Origin of the sequence: Pantoea sp. sgz302252, from assembly GCF_047713085.1 — a bacterium.
Lineage (GTDB): Bacteria > Pseudomonadota > Gammaproteobacteria > Enterobacterales > Enterobacteriaceae > Scandinavium.
On the sequence record NZ_JBLFJW010000035.1, the window covers coordinates 12,012 to 29,529 of the forward strand.

The 17,518-nt window shown below is 55.6% G+C and carries 14 protein-coding genes; 4 read left to right on the forward strand and 10 right to left on the reverse strand.

The features are described from left to right. Positions 1-62: 62 nt before the first annotated feature. From sucD to sdhC, 8 genes are all read right to left on the reverse strand, one after another. The gene (sucD, locus tag ACLW56_RS21040; protein WP_330985654.1) at positions 63-932 is read right to left on the reverse strand and encodes a succinate--CoA ligase subunit alpha; all 870 of its coding nucleotides are present in this window, start codon (positions 930-932) and stop codon (positions 63-65) included. After that, on the reverse strand, positions 932-2,098 hold the full coding sequence (gene sucC / locus ACLW56_RS21045; RefSeq protein WP_330985655.1) for an ADP-forming succinate--CoA ligase subunit beta: 1,167 nt from the start codon (positions 2,096-2,098) through the stop codon (positions 932-934). The genes sucD and sucC overlap by 1 nt, the downstream gene beginning before the upstream one ends. Positions 2,099-2,216: 118 nt before the next feature. Then, positions 2,217-3,437: a 2-oxoglutarate dehydrogenase complex dihydrolipoyllysine-residue succinyltransferase gene (gene odhB / locus ACLW56_RS21050; RefSeq protein ID WP_330985656.1), complete on the reverse strand. Its 1,221-nt coding sequence runs from the start codon at positions 3,435-3,437 to the stop codon at positions 2,217-2,219. Positions 3,438-3,451: 14 nt separating this feature from the next. Continuing rightward, a complete protein-coding gene (gene sucA, locus ACLW56_RS21055) occupies positions 3,452-6,259 on the reverse strand; it encodes a 2-oxoglutarate dehydrogenase E1 component (RefSeq protein WP_330985657.1) in 2,808 nt (935 codons plus the stop codon). A gap of 313 nt (positions 6,260-6,572) precedes the next feature. Continuing rightward, positions 6,573-7,289 carry a succinate dehydrogenase iron-sulfur subunit SdhB gene (gene sdhB / locus ACLW56_RS21060; RefSeq protein ID WP_330985658.1) on the reverse strand — a complete coding sequence of 239 codons (717 nt, stop codon included), beginning with the start codon at positions 7,287-7,289 and terminating at the stop codon, positions 6,573-6,575. 16 nt (positions 7,290-7,305) lie between these two features. After that, entirely contained in the window at positions 7,306-9,072 is a 1,767-nt protein-coding gene (sdhA, locus tag ACLW56_RS21065; protein ID WP_330985659.1) for a succinate dehydrogenase flavoprotein subunit, read from the reverse strand. Then, positions 9,072-9,419, reverse strand: a complete 348-nt coding sequence (sdhD, locus tag ACLW56_RS21070) for a succinate dehydrogenase membrane anchor subunit (RefSeq protein WP_330985660.1) — start codon at positions 9,417-9,419, stop codon at positions 9,072-9,074. Before sdhD ends, sdhA begins: the two co-directional genes overlap by 1 nt. Further along, positions 9,413-9,817: a succinate dehydrogenase cytochrome b556 subunit gene (gene sdhC, locus ACLW56_RS21075; RefSeq protein WP_330985661.1), complete on the reverse strand. Its 405-nt coding sequence runs from the start codon at positions 9,815-9,817 to the stop codon at positions 9,413-9,415. The genes sdhD and sdhC overlap by 7 nt, the downstream gene beginning before the upstream one ends. Positions 9,818-10,454: 637 nt before the next feature. Here sdhC and gltA point away from each other — a divergent pair. Next, entirely contained in the window at positions 10,455-11,741 is a 1,287-nt protein-coding gene (gene gltA, locus ACLW56_RS21080; RefSeq protein WP_330985662.1) for a citrate synthase, read from the forward strand. A gap of 83 nt (positions 11,742-11,824) precedes the next feature. Here the strand turns inward: gltA and ACLW56_RS21085 are convergent, their stop codons facing one another. Further along, positions 11,825-12,766 carry a YhfZ family protein gene (locus ACLW56_RS21085; protein ID WP_330985663.1) on the reverse strand — a complete coding sequence of 314 codons (942 nt, stop codon included), beginning with the start codon at positions 12,764-12,766 and terminating at the stop codon, positions 11,825-11,827. Continuing rightward, positions 12,763-13,632, reverse strand: coding sequence for a hypothetical protein (locus ACLW56_RS21090; protein WP_330985664.1), 870 nt, complete (start codon positions 13,630-13,632; stop codon positions 12,763-12,765). Before ACLW56_RS21090 ends, ACLW56_RS21085 begins: the two co-directional genes overlap by 4 nt. Positions 13,633-13,798: 166 nt before the next feature. On the opposite strand from ACLW56_RS21090, the gene ACLW56_RS21095 reads away from it, so the two are divergent. The 3 genes from ACLW56_RS21095 to ACLW56_RS21105 are packed head-to-tail and all read left to right on the forward strand — an operon-like array spanning position 13,799 to position 17,508. After that, a complete protein-coding gene (locus ACLW56_RS21095) occupies positions 13,799-15,199 on the forward strand; it encodes an FAD-binding oxidoreductase (RefSeq protein ID WP_330985665.1) in 1,401 nt (466 codons plus the stop codon). Between the two features lie 18 nt (positions 15,200-15,217). Then, on the forward strand, positions 15,218-16,561 hold the full coding sequence (locus ACLW56_RS21100) for an FGGY-family carbohydrate kinase (RefSeq protein WP_330985666.1): 1,344 nt from the start codon (positions 15,218-15,220) through the stop codon (positions 16,559-16,561). After that, positions 16,558-17,508, forward strand: coding sequence for a 1-phosphofructokinase family hexose kinase (locus ACLW56_RS21105; RefSeq protein WP_330985667.1), 951 nt, complete (start codon positions 16,558-16,560; stop codon positions 17,506-17,508). Before ACLW56_RS21100 ends, ACLW56_RS21105 begins: the two co-directional genes overlap by 4 nt. Positions 17,509-17,518: the final 10 nt, after the last annotated feature.

Below are 17,518 nucleotides of genomic sequence, written 5' to 3' on the forward strand. Positions count from 1 at the left end.
GATGGCCAACCATGTCGAAAACGGACAGTTAAGGCTCCCCGGACGGGGAGCAGAGAGGATCATTAGTTAATGATGGTTTTCAGCGCTTCGCCGATGTCGGCCAGGCTGCGAACAGTGCGGACACCGGCCGCTTCCAGCGCAGCAAACTTCTCGTCTGCCGTGCCTTTACCGCCCGCGATAATTGCGCCTGCGTGACCCATACGTTTGCCTTTCGGCGCCGTCACACCCGCGATGTAACCCACAACAGGTTTAGTTACGTGCTCTTTGATGTAAGCAGCGGCTTCTTCTTCTGCGCTACCACCGATCTCACCGATCATCACGATCGCTTCAGTCTGTGGGTCTTCCTGGAACATCTTCAGGATATCGATGAAGTTAGAACCTGGGATCGGGTCACCGCCGATGCCCACACAGGTGGACTGGCCGAAACCGTAATCAGTGGTCTGCTTAACCGCTTCATACGTCAGCGTGCCGGAACGGGAAACGATACCCACTTTACCTGGTTTGTGAATGTGACCCGGCATGATGCCGATTTTGCTCTGACCCGGGGTGATAACACCTGGGCAGTTCGGGCCAATCATGCGCACGCCAGCTTCATCCAGTTTCACCTTCACGGTCAGCATATCCAGCGTCGGGATACCTTCGGTGATGGTGATGATCAGTTTGATGCCTGCGTCGATCGCTTCCAGGATGGAATCTTTGCAGAACGGTGCTGGAACGTAGATAACGGTGGCGGTGGCGCCAGTCGCTTCTACAGCTTCACGCACAGTGTTGAACACTGGCAGACCCAGATGCGTGGTGCCGCCTTTGCCTGGTGTTACGCCGCCAACCATGTTGGTGCCGTAAGCAATCGCTTGTTCAGAGTGGAAAGTCCCCTGGCTACCGGTGAAACCCTGGCAGATAACCCTGGTGTTTTTATCGATTAAAATGGACATTATTTCCCCTCCACTGCGGCAACGACCTGCTGAGCCGCATCGGTCAGACTTTTCGCTGCAATAATATTCAGGCCGCTGTCAGCCAGTCTCTTCGCGCCGAGTTCGGCGTTGTTACCTTCCAGACGCACCACGACCGGTACGTTCACGCCGACTTCCTCGACCGCACCGATGATGCCGTCAGCGATCAGGTCACAACGCACGATACCGCCGAAGATGTTGACCAGTACGGCCTTCACATTTTCGTCAGAGAGGATGATTTTGAACGCTTCGGTGACGCGCTCTTTGGTTGCACCGCCGCCCACGTCGAGGAAGTTAGCCGGTTCGCCACCGTGCAGTTTTACGATGTCCATGGTGCCCATCGCCAGGCCTGCACCGTTAACCATACAGCCGATGTTGCCATCCAGCGCCACGTAGTTCAGTTCCCACTGTGCCGCCTGAGCTTCACGTGGATCTTCCTGAGACTGGTCGCGCATTTCACGCAGATCAGGCTGGCGGAACAGGGCGTTGCCATCAGCACCCAGTTTGCCGTCGAGGCAGATCAGGTCACCCTGTTTGGTGATAACCAGCGGGTTGATTTCGATCAGCGCCAGGTCGCGCTCCAGGAAAATGTTAGCCAGACCCATGAAGATTTTGGTGAACTGCTGAACCAGTTTACCTTCCAGGCCCAGTTTGAACGCCAGCTCACGTCCCTGGTAAGGCATTGGGCCTGCCAGTGGATCGATGGCGACTTTGTGGATCAGGTGCGGGGTTTCTTCCGCCACTTTTTCGATTTCCACGCCGCCTTCGGTGGAAGCCATGAACACTACGCGACGGGAGCTACGGTCAACGACTGCACCCAGGTAGAGTTCTTTCGCGATGTCGGTCGCCGCTTCAACCAGAATCTGGTTTACCGGCTGGCCGCTCGCATCTGTTTGATAGGTTACCAGGCGTTTACCCAGCCAGTGTTCAGCGAAAGCGCGAATGTCTTCTTTGCTGTTAACCACTTTTACGCCGCCCGCTTTACCGCGGCCGCCAGCGTGAACCTGGCATTTAACGACCCATGGGCCTGCACCGATTTTAGAAGCCGCTTCTTCTGCTTCACGCGGAGTTGAGCAGGCATAGCCGACTGGCGCAGGTAAACCGTAGCGGGCAAACAGCTGTTTGGCCTGGTATTCATGTAAGTTCATGCGTTCTATCCACTTTTCAGGTAATCGTTATCATTAAGCCTGTAGGTCGGTGCGATTATCACGCCGGGTGGCGCTTCGCTTACCCGGCCTACAGGGCAGGTGATGCTTTACTTTGAAACTACACGTCCAGCAGCAGACGAGTCGGATCTTCCAGCAGCTCTTTAATGGCCACGAGGAAGCCCACGGACTCACGACCATCGATCAGGCGATGATCGTAGGACAGTGCCAGATACATCATTGGCAGAATTTCAACTTTGCCATCGACCGCCATCGGACGATCTTTGATGGCGTGCATGCCCAGGATCGCGCTCTGCGGTGGGTTGATGATTGGCGTAGACATCAGGGAACCGAACACCCCACCGTTGGTGATGGTGAAGTTACCGCCGGTCAGGTCTTCAACGGTCAGCTTGCCGTCACGGCCTTTCAGCGCCAGCTCTTTGATGTTCTTCTCAATGTCAGCCATGCCCAGTGCGTCAACGTCACGCAGGACAGGAGTCACCAGACCACGTGGCGTGGAAACGGCCATGCTCACGTCGAAGAAGTTGTGGTACACCACGTCGTCGCCGTCGATAGAGGCGTTCACTTCCGGGTAACGTTTCAGCGCTTCAACCACAGCTTTCACGTAGAAGGACATGAAGCCCAGACGAATACCGTGACGTTTTTCAAACGCATCACCGTACTGCTTACGCAGGTCCATGATCGGCTTCATGTTGACTTCGTTGAAAGTGGTCAGCATCGCGGTAGAGTTTTTCGCTTCCAGCAGACGCTCAGCCACACGCTTACGCAGACGAGTCATTGGAACACGTTTCTCTGAACGACCAGCCAGCGGTGCCGGTGCAGCAGCCGCAGCAGCGGGTGCTTTGGCTTCGGTTTTCGCCGGAGCTTTCGCCAGGTGCTTCTCGATATCTTCGCGAGTCAGACGACCGCCCACACCGGTGCCTTTGATGGCGCTGGCGTCGAGGCTGTGCTCAGCCAGCAGGCGACGGATCGCCGGGCTCAGGGCATCGTTGCTCTGCTCTTCCAGTGAAGCCTGCTGACGCTGAGCCGGGGTAGACTCTTTCGCTTCAGCTTTCGCACCAGACTCTTTACCTGAGCTGTTGCCTTCACGCAGACGACCCAGAATCTGGCGAGACGTCACAGTCGTGCCTTCATCTTCCAGTACTGCATCCAGAATGCCGTCAGCCGACGCCGGTACTTCCAGTACCACTTTGTCAGTTTCGATTTCGACCAGAACTTCATCGCGAACCACCGCGTCGCCTGGCTTCTTGTGCCAGGTTGCAACCGTTGCGTCGGCTACAGATTCTGGCAGGTCGGGAACAAGAATATCTACGCTACTCATTTTGTATCCTTAAATTATTCGACGTTCAGCGCGTCATTAACCAGATCTTGTTGCTGCTTCTGGTGAACGGACATATACCCTACAGCCGGAGAGGCAGAGGCCGGGCGACCTGCATAACGCAGAGCAGCCCCAAAAGGAATCACTTCACGTAAGTGATGCTGGCTGCAGTACCATGCGCCCTGGTTGAGCGGCTCTTCCTGGCACCAGACAAAATCATGCACGTGAGCATAAGCTTTCAGCACGTCCTGCATCGCCTGATGCGGGAACGGATAGAGCTGTTCGATACGCACAATGGCGACATCTTTTTGATCGTTTTTGCGACGCTGTTCCAGCAGGTCGTAATACACCTTACCGGAGCACATCACCACGCGTTTCACGGCCTTCGGATCCAGCTCGTCGATTTCGCCGATGGCTGGCAGGAAGGTGCCGTCAGCCAGTTCTTCCAGGGAAGAGACGGCCAGCGGGTGACGCAGCAGAGATTTCGGTGACATCACCACCAGCGGACGGCGCATACCGCGCAGCGCCTGACGACGCAGCATGTGGTAAACCTGAGCCGGAGTGGACGGCACGCAAACCTGCATGTTTTGTTCAGCACACAGCTGCAGGTAACGTTCCAGACGCGCGGAGGAGTGTTCCGGACCCTGACCTTCGTAACCGTGCGGCAGCAGCATGGTCAGGCCACACATACGGCCCCACTTCTGCTCGCCGGAGCTGATGAACTGGTCGATAACCACTTGAGCGCCGTTGGCGAAGTCGCCGAACTGCGCTTCCCAGATGGTCAGAATACGCGGCTCTGCGGTGGCATAACCGTATTCAAACGCCAGGACCGCTTCTTCAGACAGCACGGAGTCCCAGACTTTGAACTGGCCCTGACCGTTATGCACGTGCTGCAGCGGGGTGTAAGTGGAACCGTTGGTCTGATTGTGAATGACCGCGTGGCGGTGGAAGAACGTACCACGGCCGGAGTCTTCACCGGACAGACGCACAGGAATGCCTTCATCTACAAGCGTTGCGTAAGCCAGCGTTTCTGCGCCGCCCCAGTCGAACAGCTTCTCACCGGCAGCCATGGCCTGGCGATCGCCGTAGATTTTCGCCACGCGAGACTGCATTTCAACCGCTTCTGGCACAGTGCTGATGCGCTTAGCCAGCTCCTGCAGGCGCTTCATCTCGACCTTGTTCGGGTAGCTCTCATCCCACTCGTGGTTGAGGTACGCCGACCAGGTAAAGGAGTGCATGTTCATCGGACGCCACTCTTTCACCACACACTCGCCAGCATCCAGCGCGTCGCGGTAAAGGTTGACCATCTCGGTAGCATCTTCCAGCGTGGAGACTTTGTCGCTTTCCAGTTTGTCAGCGTACAGCTTACGCGGCGTTGGGTGTTTTTTGATTTTCTGGTACATCAGCGGCTGAGTCGCACTTGGCTCATCTGCTTCGTTGTGACCATGACGGCGGTAGCACACCAGGTCGATAAACACGTCGCGTTTAAAGGTGTTACGGAAATCAAGCGCCAGACGGGTCACAAATGCCACCGCTTCCGGGTCATCCGCGTTCACATGGAAAATCGGTGCCATCACCATCTTACCGATATCGGTGCAGTACGGTGTGGAACGCGCATCCAGTGGGTTAGACGTTGTAAAGCCGACCTGGTTGTTGATAACGATGCGAACGGTACCGCCCACTTCATAACCACGCGCTTTGGACATGTTCAGGGTTTCCTGAACCACGCCCTGACCCGCAACAGCCGCATCACCGTGAATGGTGATGGGCAGCACTTTGTTGCTGCTTGGCTCTTCCAGACGGTCCAGACGCGCACGTACGGAACCGATAACCACCGGGCTCACGATTTCGAGGTGAGACGGGTTGAACGCCAGCGCCAGGTGGACCAGGCCGCCTTCGGTTTCGATATCTGACGAGAAGCCCATGTGGTACTTCACGTCACCGGTACCCAGATGTTCTTTATGTTTACCGGCGAATTCGTCGAACAGGTCCTGCGGTTTTTTACCCAGCACGTTGATCAGCACGTTCAGACGACCGCGGTGCGCCATGCCCAGCACCACTTCACGAGTGCCATTCTTACCGGCGTGGCGGATAAGCTCTTTCAGCATCGGGACCAGCGCGTCGCCGCCTTCCAGTGAGAAGCGTTTCGCTCCTGGGAATTTCGCACCCAGATAGCGCTCCAGACCTTCAGCTGCAGTCAGTTCGCTGAGGAAACGTTTTTTCTCATCAGCGGTGAAGCTGGCGTGACCGACCACGGACTCGATACGCTGCTGAATCCAGCGTTTTTCTTCCGTGGAGGTGATGTGCATGTATTCCGCACCGATGGAGCCGCCATAGGTTTGCTTCAGCGCAGCAACCAGGTCAGCCAGTTTCATCGTGTCTTTGCCGATAGCAAAAGAACCCACGTTAAAACTTTCCTGAAGATCGGCGTCGGTTAAGTCGTGGAACGCAGGATCCAGATCGGCCACAGACTCTTGCTTCCACAGCCCGAGCGGATCGAGATTCGCCGCCTGATGACCACGGAAACGCCAGGCGTTGATCAGCTGCAGGACTTTAACCTGCTTGACGTTGGTATCAGGATCGGAAATCGAGGAGGAGTAACGTGAGGCATCCTTCGCCAGACGACGGAAATAATCACGCGTTGTAGAGTGAAATTGATCGGGTTTGACTCCGGTGCCAGGCAGTTGCTGGAACAGTGAACGCCAGTTAGCGTCAACAGAGTCAGGATCGGTTAAGAAGTCTTCATAGAGCTGTTCTATCCAGCTCTGGTTAGATCCAGAGAGGTAAGAAGAGTCCAGCCAGGCTTTCATTGCGCCGTTCTGCATCGTGATCCCTTAAGCATTTTTATGCTTACTTTCGCCGTAGAAACTACCACGCACACCGGGGTACCGGGTCTGCGTGCCGGGGTTCACTTGCGAGCTCTTTTCTATTGGGGCCCGCGAAGGAACCTTTAGAAACTGTCTTAGGGCCTTTGCCCTCTTCCCTGCCCTCGCCATACCGGTAAAGGGGAAGTACATCGGCAGTTTTTAAAGGTTTCCTGCAATTATTTGCCTGATGGCGCTTTGCTTATCAGGCCTACAAGGTCCACACCCCGTAGGCCGGATAAGACGTCAGTCGCCATCCGGCAACCACTACCTCTTACGCACTGCGTTGCAGCAACATCGACTTAATATGGCCGATGGCGCGCGTCGGGTTAAGCCCTTTCGGACAGACACTGACGCAGTTCATGATGCTGTGACAGCGGAATACGCTGAAAGCATCACTTAACCCTTCCAGGCGGCTGTCGGTTTCGGTGTCACGGCTGTCGATCAGGAAGCGGTAAGCCGCTAACAGACCGGCCGGGCCGATGAACTTGTCCGGGTTCCACCAGAAGGACGGGCAAGACGTGGAGCAGCAGGCACAGAGAATACACTCGTACAGACCGTCCAGTTTTTCACGCTGCTCAGGCGACTGTAAATGCTCTCGAGCGGGTGGATTTTGCCCATTATTCAACAAGTAAGGCTTAATCTTCTCATATTGGGCATAGAACTGCCCCATGTCCACCACCAAATCACGCACCACCGGTAAACCCGGCAGCGGGCGAATCACAATTTTCTGCCCGGCACGAAGCAGTGCAGAAATTGGGGTGATGCACGCCAGGCCATTCTTGCCGTTCATGTTCACGCCATCAGACCCGCACACGCCTTCACGGCAAGAGCGACGGAATGACAGTGTCGGATCTTTTTCTTTCAGCTGGATTAACGCATCCAGCAGCATCATGTCGCGCCCTTCTTCCGCTTCGAGGGTATAATCCTGCATACGCGGAGCATCGTCGACATCCGGGTTATAACGATAAACTGAAAACTCGAGTCTCATTTTCCTGTCTCCGCAATTAGTAGGTACGCACTTTCGGCGGGAATGCCGGACGCAGTTTCGGTTCCATGTTCACTTCACGACGCGTCATGGATTCCGATTGCGGCAGGTACAGGGAGTGGCAGAGCCAGTTTTCATCGTCCCTTTCCGGGAAGTCGAAGCGGCTGTGCGCGCCACGGCTTTCGGTACGGAAGTTTGCCGATACCGCGGTGGCATAAGCGGTTTCCATCAGGTTATCCAGCTCCAGACACTCAACGCGCTGGGTGTTGAATTCGCTGGAGGTATCGTCCAGACGCGCATTTTTCAGGCGCTCGCGGATCGCTTTCAGCTGCTCAAGCCCTTTCGCCATGGCGTCACCTTCGCGGAATACTGAGAAATTGTGCTGCATACATTCTTGCAGTGCTTTGCGAATTTCCACCGGATCTTCACCGTTACGGTTGCCGTTCCAACGGTTCAGGCGTTCCAGAGAAGCATCAATTTCTTCTTCGGTTGCATCACGCAGCACGCCCTGCTCAGCAATAGACTCTTGCAGATGCAGACCTACCGCGCGACCAAACACCACCAGGTCAAGCAGAGAGTTACCGCCCAGACGGTTCGCACCGTGTACGGATACGCAGGCGATTTCGCCCACCGCGAACAGACCAGGAATCACCACGTCTTCGCCCTGCTCGTTCACCGTCAGCGCCTGACCGGTCACTTTGGTCGGAATACCGCCCATCATGTAGTGGCAGGTTGGGATAACCGGAATCGGTTCTTTCACTGGGTCAACGTGAGCGAAGGTACGGGAGAGTTCGAGGATGCCCGGCAGACGGGATTCGAGAACATCTTTACCCAGATGGTCGAGTTTCAGCTTGGCGTGCGGACCCCATGGGCCATCGCAGCCACGACCTTCACGGATTTCAATCATGATGGAACGCGCCACCACGTCGCGACCCGCCAGGTCTTTTGCGTTTGGCGCATAACGCTCCATGAAGCGCTCGCCGTGTTTGTTCAGCAGGTAACCACCTTCACCGCGGCAGCCTTCTGTTACCAGAACGCCTGCGCCCGCGATACCTGTCGGGTGAAACTGCCACATTTCCATATCCTGCACTGGCACGCCAGCACGGATAGCCATGCCCACGCCGTCACCGGTGTTGATGTGAGCGTTAGTGGTGGACTGATAAATACGGCCTGCACCGCCGGTCGCCAGCACGGTGGCGTTCGCTTTGAAGTAAACGACTTCACCGGTTTCGATGCACAGCGCGGTACAACCGACCACTGCGCCATCCTGATTTTTAACCAGATCCAGTGCATACCACTCGGAGAAAATCGTGGTGTGGTTTTTCAGGTTCTGCTGATACAGAGTGTGCAGCAGTGCGTGACCGGTACGGTCAGCCGCCGCCGCAGTGCGTGCCGCCTGCTCGCCGCCGAAGTTTTTCGACTGGCCACCAAACGGACGTTGATAAATAGTGCCATTGTCGAGACGCGAGAAAGGCAAGCCCATGTGATCCAGCTCCAGAATCGCTTCCGGGCCGGTCTTGCACATATACTCAATAGCGTCCTGGTCACCGATGTAGTCTGACCCTTTTACGGTGTCATACATGTGCCATTCCCAGTTATCTTCATGGGTATTACCGAGCGCCACGGTGATGCCACCCTGCGCAGAAACGGTATGGGAACGGGTCGGGAAGACTTTCGAGAGCAGCGCACAGGTTTTGCCGCTCTGGGAGATTTGCAGGGCGGCACGCATACCTGCGCCACCTGCGCCTATAACAACAGCATCAAATTCTCTGACTGGCAGTTTCATTACACACCCCACACCACAACAAATCCATAAATGACGTAAACCACCAGTGCAACGACGATAGCCAGTTGCAGCGGCAAACGAATTGCCAGCGGTTTAACGTAGTCGGTCAACACCTGCCACATGCCGATCCAGGCATGAATCAAGAGGGAGAATAAAGCCAGCAGGGTGAAGACTTTGGTGAAAGCGGAAGAGAAGAAACCCGTCCAGACTTCCCAAGTGAGGGTACCGTGGGTCGCGAAGAAACCGACCATGTAGATAATGTACAGAGTCAGGACGATCGCGGTGGCACGCACGAGGATGAAGTCATGTACGCCGTTGCGTCCTAGTGCTGAGGCGTTGCTTACCATACGAGGACTCCTGCGAGAAGTGAAAGCACGACAGTAATAACAAAGGAAATATTCGCAGATTTTTTACCTGCTTCGAATGTCTCTTCCAGATAGCCAAAATCCATCATCAAATGGCGAATACCCAGCACGGCGTGATACGCCAGCGCAGTCAGGATGCCCCACAGGATGAATTTGACGAAGAAGCCGCTCATGATGGAGCTTGCAACCTGAAAACCTTCTGGAGAGGAGAGACTGGTACCCAATAACCACAACAGAATGCCAACCGCCACAAAAGTCATCACGCCTGAAACGCGGTGGAGGATGGACGCTATCGCCGTTACGGGGAATCGGATCGTTTTCAGATCCAGATTGACAGGTCTTTGTTTTTTCACATTTTTTATCATGAATAACGCCCACATGCTGTTCTTATTGTTTCCTTCCTCCGGTCTGCGTGCGGGTCAGACAGCGTCCTTTTCTATAACTGCGCGTCATGTAAAAACTCCCTCTCAAGAGCTAAAACGACACATTACAACGCTGGGTGGCTCGGGATTGCAGGGGGTTTCCGGAGACCTGGCGGCAGTATAGGCCGTTCACAAAATCATTACAATTAACCTACATATAGTTTGTCGGGTTTTATGCGGAACAGTGATCGGTGTCACGATAACAACATTGTTTTAATTTTTACTCACCTGATTTGACAAATATTAAACATTATTGTTACAACCATCACCTGAAAAGGCATATAATGCGTAAAAGTTATGGGGTCATGCTTTCACCTGAGAATAAGTTATGTAACAGTGAGAAAGTATTGACCGATGTAATCTGACAGTGAATAGTGATAGACAGGTTTGAATAAACGGACTGCTAAGACCCTGATTTGCTGTATTTTCATGGTGTAATGAACGTATGCCCCCAGGCGCCCTTTGCTCTGTACCCTGGTTTCCCTCGTGAGCTGAGCTGTGAGCCAAATAACAAACTGGTAACGTCGAACTGCACCCTGGAAGCGAATCCGGCATCCGGCAGTCTTATGCAAATAAGGCGCTAAGGAGACCGTAAATGGCTGATACTAAGGCAAAGCTCACTCTCAACGGTGATGCTGCTATCGAACTGGACGTGCTAAAAGGCACGCTCGGCGAAGACGTTATTGACATCCGTACCCTCGGATCAAAAGGGATGTTCACTTTTGACCCCGGTTTTACCTCCACCGCTTCCTGCGAATCGAAAATCACGTTCATCGACGGTGACGAAGGTATCCTGCTGCATCGCGGTTTCCCTATCGATCAGCTCGCGACGGAATCCAACTACCTCGAAGTGTGCTACATCCTGCTGAACGGCGAAAAACCGACTCAGGCACAGTACGAAGAATTCAAAACCATCGTGACTCGTCACACGATGATCCACGAGCAAATCACCCGCCTGTTCCACGGCTTCCGTCGTGACTCGCACCCGATGGCCGTGATGTGCGGCGTGACCGGCGCCCTGGCGGCGTTCTATCACGATGCCATGGACGTGAACAACCCGCGTCACCGTGAAATTGCCGCGTTCCGTCTGCTCTCCAAAATGCCAACCATGGCGGCGATGAGCTACAAATACTCCATCGGTCAGCCGTTCGTGTATCCACGTAACGACCTCTCCTATGCGGGCAACTTCCTCAACATGATGTTCTCCACGCCGTGTGAAGAATACGTGGTGAATCCGGTGCTGGAACGTGCGATGGACCGTATTCTGATCCTGCATGCGGATCACGAGCAAAACGCGTCAACCTCCACCGTACGTACCGCAGGCTCTTCTGGTGCGAACCCGTTCGCCTGCATCGCTGCCGGTATCGCTTCCCTGTGGGGACCCGCACACGGTGGCGCGAACGAAGCCGCACTGAAGATGCTGGAAGAAATCAGCACCGTGGAACACATTCCGGAATTCGTCCGTCGTGCGAAAGACAAGAACGATTCGTTCCGTCTGATGGGCTTCGGTCACCGCGTGTACAAAAACTACGATCCGCGCGCCACTGTGATGCGCGAAACCTGCCACGAAGTGCTGAAAGAGCTGGGCACCAAAGACGACCTGCTGCAGGTTGCGATGGAGCTGGAACACATCGCGCTGAACGACCCGTACTTCATTGAGAAGAAACTCTACCCGAACGTCGACTTCTACTCCGGCATCATCCTGAAAGCGATGGGCATTCCGTCTTCCATGTTTACCGTGATCTTCGCGATGGCGCGTACCGTGGGCTGGATTGCACACTGGAGCGAAATGCACAACGAAGGCATGAAAATTGCCCGTCCGCGTCAGCTTTACACTGGCTACGACCGTCGTGATTTCAGTTCAGATGTGAAGAAACACTAAGCCTAAAAATGCCCGACGGCGCTATGCTTGCCGGGCCGACGTAAGCCGGGTCTGGCATCGCCTTCACCCGGTTTTTTTACGCTTCAGGGAAGGCGAAAAGCGAGTCTGAGCGAGTCCTGAATGTGTGCAGATTGTGCCTGCAGTTGAGGCATATTGAGCTGATGCAACAGCCTGGCGACAGGGGTTGACGCACGCACCACCAGCACCGCGCTGGAAATTTCTTTTGCCAGCAACTGAGCGGCTGGTTGAGTTAATGGCCCAATCCTGAGCCCCACCTGTTCAAGGGGAATAAGCGACTCTTCCTGATGCCAGACGCCAGTGTCAATCTCGCCCTGAAACACCGCTCGCGGAAGCAAAGTAAAGTCGACTTCCACGTACTCATGCCGATCTTCCGGGAATTGTGCACGCGTCAGACGCTGATGGTCGCTTGAGTGAAAATCAATGCCGACCCTCACACGCTTTGAAGAAGAGGGCTGGGCTTTTTCTACCACCACCAGACTGTCTGGCTTGTAGTAGCTGCCATACCCCACATCGAACAGCTCATAGCCCCGTTCAGCGGCGTCCTCCAGCAGCATCTGAGCCGAACCGGAGGAGAGAAGCACAATGTCCACCTCCCCTGCTTCTAAAGCAGCCAGACGAGTACGTGCGCCACGGAGATAGCCGATTGTAGTGACCGCACCCCATTCATCCGCCTGAAGGACGAAGGCGGAGGCAACCTGCGTTGCCTCCTGCGAGCCGCGCGGAGGCAATAACATCTGAAGTGGGGGAAGACGAGCCGCATCCCAGAGCGAAGAGAAATCCCAGGCAACAACAAAAGTGCCCTGATGACCGCGTGAAACGAGGGTGACGGCACCATTTTTTTTCAGCTCCAGCAGCGCTTTTTGCACCGTGCCGGAACCAATGTTCAGCACCTCCTGAAACCAGGAAGTGGTGGGTAACCGGCCAGACAGGCCGAGCGAAAGCACCGTTCGTGCGATAAACGCGACCGGTGAAAACTGTTTCGCATTGTGCACTATCACTGTCATTCTCTTTGTCGACTCTCCTGATCGAGCAATCGCAATGCCTGCTCGACGCTCTGATTCTCGTGGACCACTGCGTTCAGCGCCCGGAGGACACCGGCAGGTTGCTGCGCCCGGAAGATGCGTCGGCCAAACATCACCCCTTTCGCGCCAGCCTCAATCGCCTGTGCCGCGAGTTGTAATGTTGAGCGAGGATCCTCGCCGCCAGCACCGCCCGCAAGGAGCACCGGAGTATAGCAGGTGCTTGTTACAGCAGCAAAATCCTCCACTGAACCGGGCCACAGCGCCTTCACCAGATCCGCCCCAATGTCGGCGGCGATACGGCAGTACATGCTCATGATTTTCGCACTCAACGCATCCGGGTCGATCCCCTCCAGTGCAGAACGGGGTTCGATGATGACCGCGATCCCATGACGCTCGCAGTCGCGAACAATGCGCGCGTTGCGCACTATCTCTTCCTGCTCCAACGCTGTCTCTTTTTGCCCGAGATACATATAGGTCATCACCGCATCAATACCGCAGGCCGCCACATCGCTGATATCAGCCAGCTGTGCCAGCACCCCCTCACCTCGCCCGTCTTTTCCTGGCGTATAGAGTGAACGGGCATGGTTTTTCCAGTCGAGATGCAAGACAAACCCCGGTCGGTCGCGCCCGATAAAAGTTTTCTCCACCAGCGGGATCATCCCCGGCGACACCATGACGCCATCCGCGCCACGTAGATGACCGAAGACAGTTTCAATTTCATTGCGGGTTTTCAGCCCTGACGGCGGGCCGGCCATGACGCCATGCGAGGCAGCTACCACCACCGCGCGCCCATTCTCCGGGCGAAGAAGACGACCTAAACGAACGGCTTTTCCGGTACGGGGATCCATCTTGCTCTCCTTCACAAATTTGAGGAAAAAGAAAAATGCAATTTGCAGCTTTCTGCAAATTGATCGTATATTAACCATCACCACGATGTCAATGAAATCTGCCAGCGCGTTTTCATCTCATGCAATCGCCCGGCAGCTCTCTTTACCCGTTACTGCAGGAGCATGTATGTCTGACATTTCCACGCTGATTTCCGCCCTGAAACATCTGTTGCCGGAACGGCAGGTGCTGAACGATCCCGACACCCTTCAGGCCTCCAGTCATGATACCTGGCCGCTCTCGACCAAACTCAGACGACTAGGGTGCCACGATTATCAGGCGGATGTTGTGGTGAAAGTCACCGATGAGCAGCAGATCCAGGCGGTGCTGGCACTCGCCACAGAAAAAGATATCCCGGTAACGCCACGTGCCCTCGCCTCATCCGTCACCGGGCAGCCGTTGCCTACACGCGGAGGGATTGTGCTCGATCTCACGGAGATGACGCAGTATCGCGATATCAACACCACGAACCTGACGGTGGAAATCTCTGCGGGCTACAACGGCGGCAAGCTGGAAGATGAACTACAGGCAATGGGATGGACCTTAGGCCACTCACCTCAGTCGCTCTATCAGTCAAGTGTGGGCGGGTGGCTGTCCACGCTCGCAACAGGTCAGTTTTCCTCTTACTACGGGGGAATTGAGGATCTGATTACGGCCTACACGGTAATCCTCGCTACCGGAGAGCGGATACGCCTGAAAGCCTCGCCACGCGCGGCGATGGGCCCGGACCTTCGTCAGCTGTTTATTGGTGCGGAAGGTACGCTCGGTGTGGTGACCTCAGTCCAGCTCAAGATATTCCCTCTCCCACAAACCCGCCTTTATGACACGCTGGAACTCCCCTCGGTCGAGGCCGGTTTGCAGATTATGCGGGAGCAGGCAATGAGCGGATTACGCCCCTTCCTGCTGCGCTTATATGACACCGCCGAAGCCCGTCATGCCATGCAAAACCCGGATCAGGACAAGCCAGTGATGTTCCTTGGCACACAGGGAGTCGATGCCATTGCTCGTGCAGAAATGGCGGCGTTCATGGCTATCATTCAACGCCATGATGGCAAATCGCTGGGCCCTGAGGGCGTACTGAAATGGATGGATCGTCGCTTTGATTTCTCGACCGTGGAAAATCTGCTGGACACCACAGGCGGTTTCGCCGAAACCATTGAAGTGGCCCACACCTGGGACGGCATTGGCCGTCTCTACCATGCGCTGAACAAAGCGCTGACGCCGCTGGCAGGCGAAGTGCTTTCGCATTTTTCCCACGTCTATCCGCAAGGAACATCGATGTACATGATCCTGCTCGGTCAGGAAGCGAGCGATCCGGAGGCCGTCAATAAATTGCGCGCTATCTGGCGCGAAGCCATGCGAGTCTGTCTGGAGCATAACGCCGAGCTGTCGCATCACCACGGCGGCGGGCTGGTGCGTTCCCCGTATGCGCGGGAGTCTCTTGGCTCGTCGCACGTGTTGCTGCGTCGCCTTAAGCACGCGCTCGATCCGAATGGCATTCTGAACCCGGGGAAACTGGGGCTAAATTGACAACACAAGGGGATCACTATGTGGTTTCTTGGGATAGATATCGGCACCACGCATCTGAAGATTATCGGTATCGACGAATCCGGCACGCTGCTGCCGGTGAAAAAGTGCCGCACGCCCGTCCTGGAACGCAACGGGCTGACCTTCCACGATGCCCGGAGCATCTGGGAAATGCTCTCTTCGCTTATCGTGGAATATTCGCGCCACGAAGCGAAGCAGTGCGGCTCGCTGGCCGCGGTCTCCCTCGGCACCTTTGGTCAGGAAGAGTCGGTGGCGGTAAACCGTCGCGGTGACGTCATCTATCCCTCGCTCGCGTGGTGGGAAAATTATCCGCAGGCTGCTCTGGAGGCAGATACCCAACAGTGGCTGGACAGTGAAGAGCATTACGCCATTTCGGGTATGCGTTCGCGCCCCAATCAGAGCCCGGAAAGAATTAGCTGGCTACGAAAACATCATCCTGATATCTGGCAGCAAACGGACAAATGGGTGGATTTCGGCAGCTACGTCATGTGGCAACTCACTGGGGAGTGGCGTGCCTGCTCTTCGCAAATTACCCATTCACAATGTGTTAATTTGCAAACCCTGACCCTGCATGAACCCACGCTTGCCAGACTTAAATTATCGCCAGAGCTTTTCGCCTCCCCTGCGGACACGGGTGAGCGCTGCGGGGAGATCCTTTCGCAGGCGCTACCGGGCGTGCCTCTGCTGCCCGGAGCCAGCGTCTTTGTCGGCGGTCACGATCAAATCGTCGGCGCGTGGGCGGTTCAGAGCCGTCAGCCCACCCACGTTTTCGATTCCATCGGCACCTCGGAATACCTGATGGTGCTGACGCCCCACTATCCGGACAGCCATTTTGCCTGGCAACTGGGGGTCGACATCGAAAGGACCTGGCAGGCAGGTGAGTTTGTAATGGGTTGCGCCACGCCTTCAGGGAAAATTATTCAGACGCTGGCGGAGCTGTTTTATCAGGGTAATTACGACCGGTTGTTCCTTGAACTTCTTCATGAAGAGCCTGACCCGGATGTAGAAGTCACCATCAACGACGATGGCGCATCCAGTCTCTTCTCACTTCTGCATCTGAATGCTGGCATCCAGCCAAAGCAGATTGTACGGGCAACGCTAAACCAGATCGCCGATCGCACTTTCCGTTTACTGCAACAAATGGGGGAAATTGGCGCTGTTCGCCCGCAGGATGCAGTACTGATGGGATCACTGTTCCTGCGTCCGGAAATGCAGGAACACCGGCGGCGGCGCTGGCAAATGCCACTGTTCGTCAGTGAACTTACCGAACCCGTTGCCATGGGGGCGGCGATGATCGCCCGTGAAAGCTGGCTGATTATGACCGATCAGGAGAAACGCCTGTGAAAGTACTTATTGCTTCAATCAATACCGCCATTGAGCGTTTGTTGCGGGTCGAGGAGCAGCAACCTGGTGATGTTCACCGTCTACTGGAGGATTCGACGCTGGCGGGAGGCAAAGGCGTCAACGTGGCAAGGGTTCTGCGTCAACTGCAGCCCCTGCTTGAAAATACTCCCTCGCCTTTACTGATAGGCTTTCTCGGCGGTGCCACCGGACGCCTGTGCCAGGAATTGCTGGCACAGGAAAATCTGCCCGGACGCTGGTGCAACATAGCTGGCAATACCCGTATCTGTGAAGTCATCACCGAGGAAAAAGCGCCTGAAAGAGCCAGCGTCTACAACGCAGCCGGGCCGGTTATCCAACCCGACGAACACCAGCAGTTGCATAATTTACTTAATGAAGCCTTGCCAGATTCCAGCGCCCTGATCTGCACGGGGTCACTGGCAAGGAATCTGGCTTCTGATGAGTATGCCCACTGGATCAGCACCGCGCGTGAACACGGTGTACTGACCCTGTTGGATGCGCAAGGTCCAGCGTTAAGTCAGGCCATTTCCGCCCGGCCGGACATCATCAAAATCAACCGTGATGAACTCCGCCAGGCAAGTAATGGCATCGAACAGAATCTCCCCGCCGCCTGGTGCAAACAGGGTGTGCACTGCGTGATCATCACCGATGGTCCCAATCCTGTGGTCGCCCACACGCCGGATGGCGTCTTCACCATCACACCGCCCGTCGTGAACACCGTCAGCTCAGTGGGATCTGGCGATGCTTATTGCGCCGGGCTGATAACCAGCCTTTTGGCCCGTCCACACGCCGGATGGGAAGCGCATTTAACCCTCGCGGCAGCCTGTGGGGCCGCAAACGCCAGCAGCCCCACCGCCGGGCTGCCAGCTGATGCCGATCTTGTTGCTTTACAGCAACACTGCACGGTTTCGCGTTCAACCGATCGTTAACGGAGAGTTC

Coding starts and splice junctions, on each gene's coding strand:
- odhB (WP_330985656.1), bottom strand. CDS start 3,437: ATGAGTAGCGTAGATATTCTTGTTCCCGACCTGCCAGAATCTGTAGCC.
- ACLW56_RS21090 (WP_330985664.1), bottom strand. CDS start 13,632: ATGGATCCCCGTACCGGAAAAGCCGTTCGTTTAGGTCGTCTTCTTCGC.
- sucC (WP_330985655.1), bottom strand. CDS start 2,098: ATGAACTTACATGAATACCAGGCCAAACAGCTGTTTGCCCGCTACGGT.
- ACLW56_RS21095 (WP_330985665.1), top strand. CDS start 13,799: ATGTCTGACATTTCCACGCTGATTTCCGCCCTGAAACATCTGTTGCCG.
- sucA (WP_330985657.1), bottom strand. CDS start 6,259: ATGCAGAACGGCGCAATGAAAGCCTGGCTGGACTCTTCTTACCTCTCT.
- sdhD (WP_330985660.1), bottom strand. CDS start 9,419: ATGGTAAGCAACGCCTCAGCACTAGGACGCAACGGCGTACATGACTTC.
- gltA (WP_330985662.1), top strand. CDS start 10,455: ATGGCTGATACTAAGGCAAAGCTCACTCTCAACGGTGATGCTGCTATC.
- sdhB (WP_330985658.1), bottom strand. CDS start 7,289: ATGAGACTCGAGTTTTCAGTTTATCGTTATAACCCGGATGTCGACGAT.
- sdhA (WP_330985659.1), bottom strand. CDS start 9,072: ATGAAACTGCCAGTCAGAGAATTTGATGCTGTTGTTATAGGCGCAGGT.
- sucD (WP_330985654.1), bottom strand. CDS start 932: ATGTCCATTTTAATCGATAAAAACACCAGGGTTATCTGCCAGGGTTTC.
- sdhC (WP_330985661.1), bottom strand. CDS start 9,817: ATGTGGGCGTTATTCATGATAAAAAATGTGAAAAAACAAAGACCTGTC.
- ACLW56_RS21100 (WP_330985666.1), top strand. CDS start 15,218: ATGTGGTTTCTTGGGATAGATATCGGCACCACGCATCTGAAGATTATC.
- ACLW56_RS21085 (WP_330985663.1), bottom strand. CDS start 12,766: ATGACAGTGATAGTGCACAATGCGAAACAGTTTTCACCGGTCGCGTTT.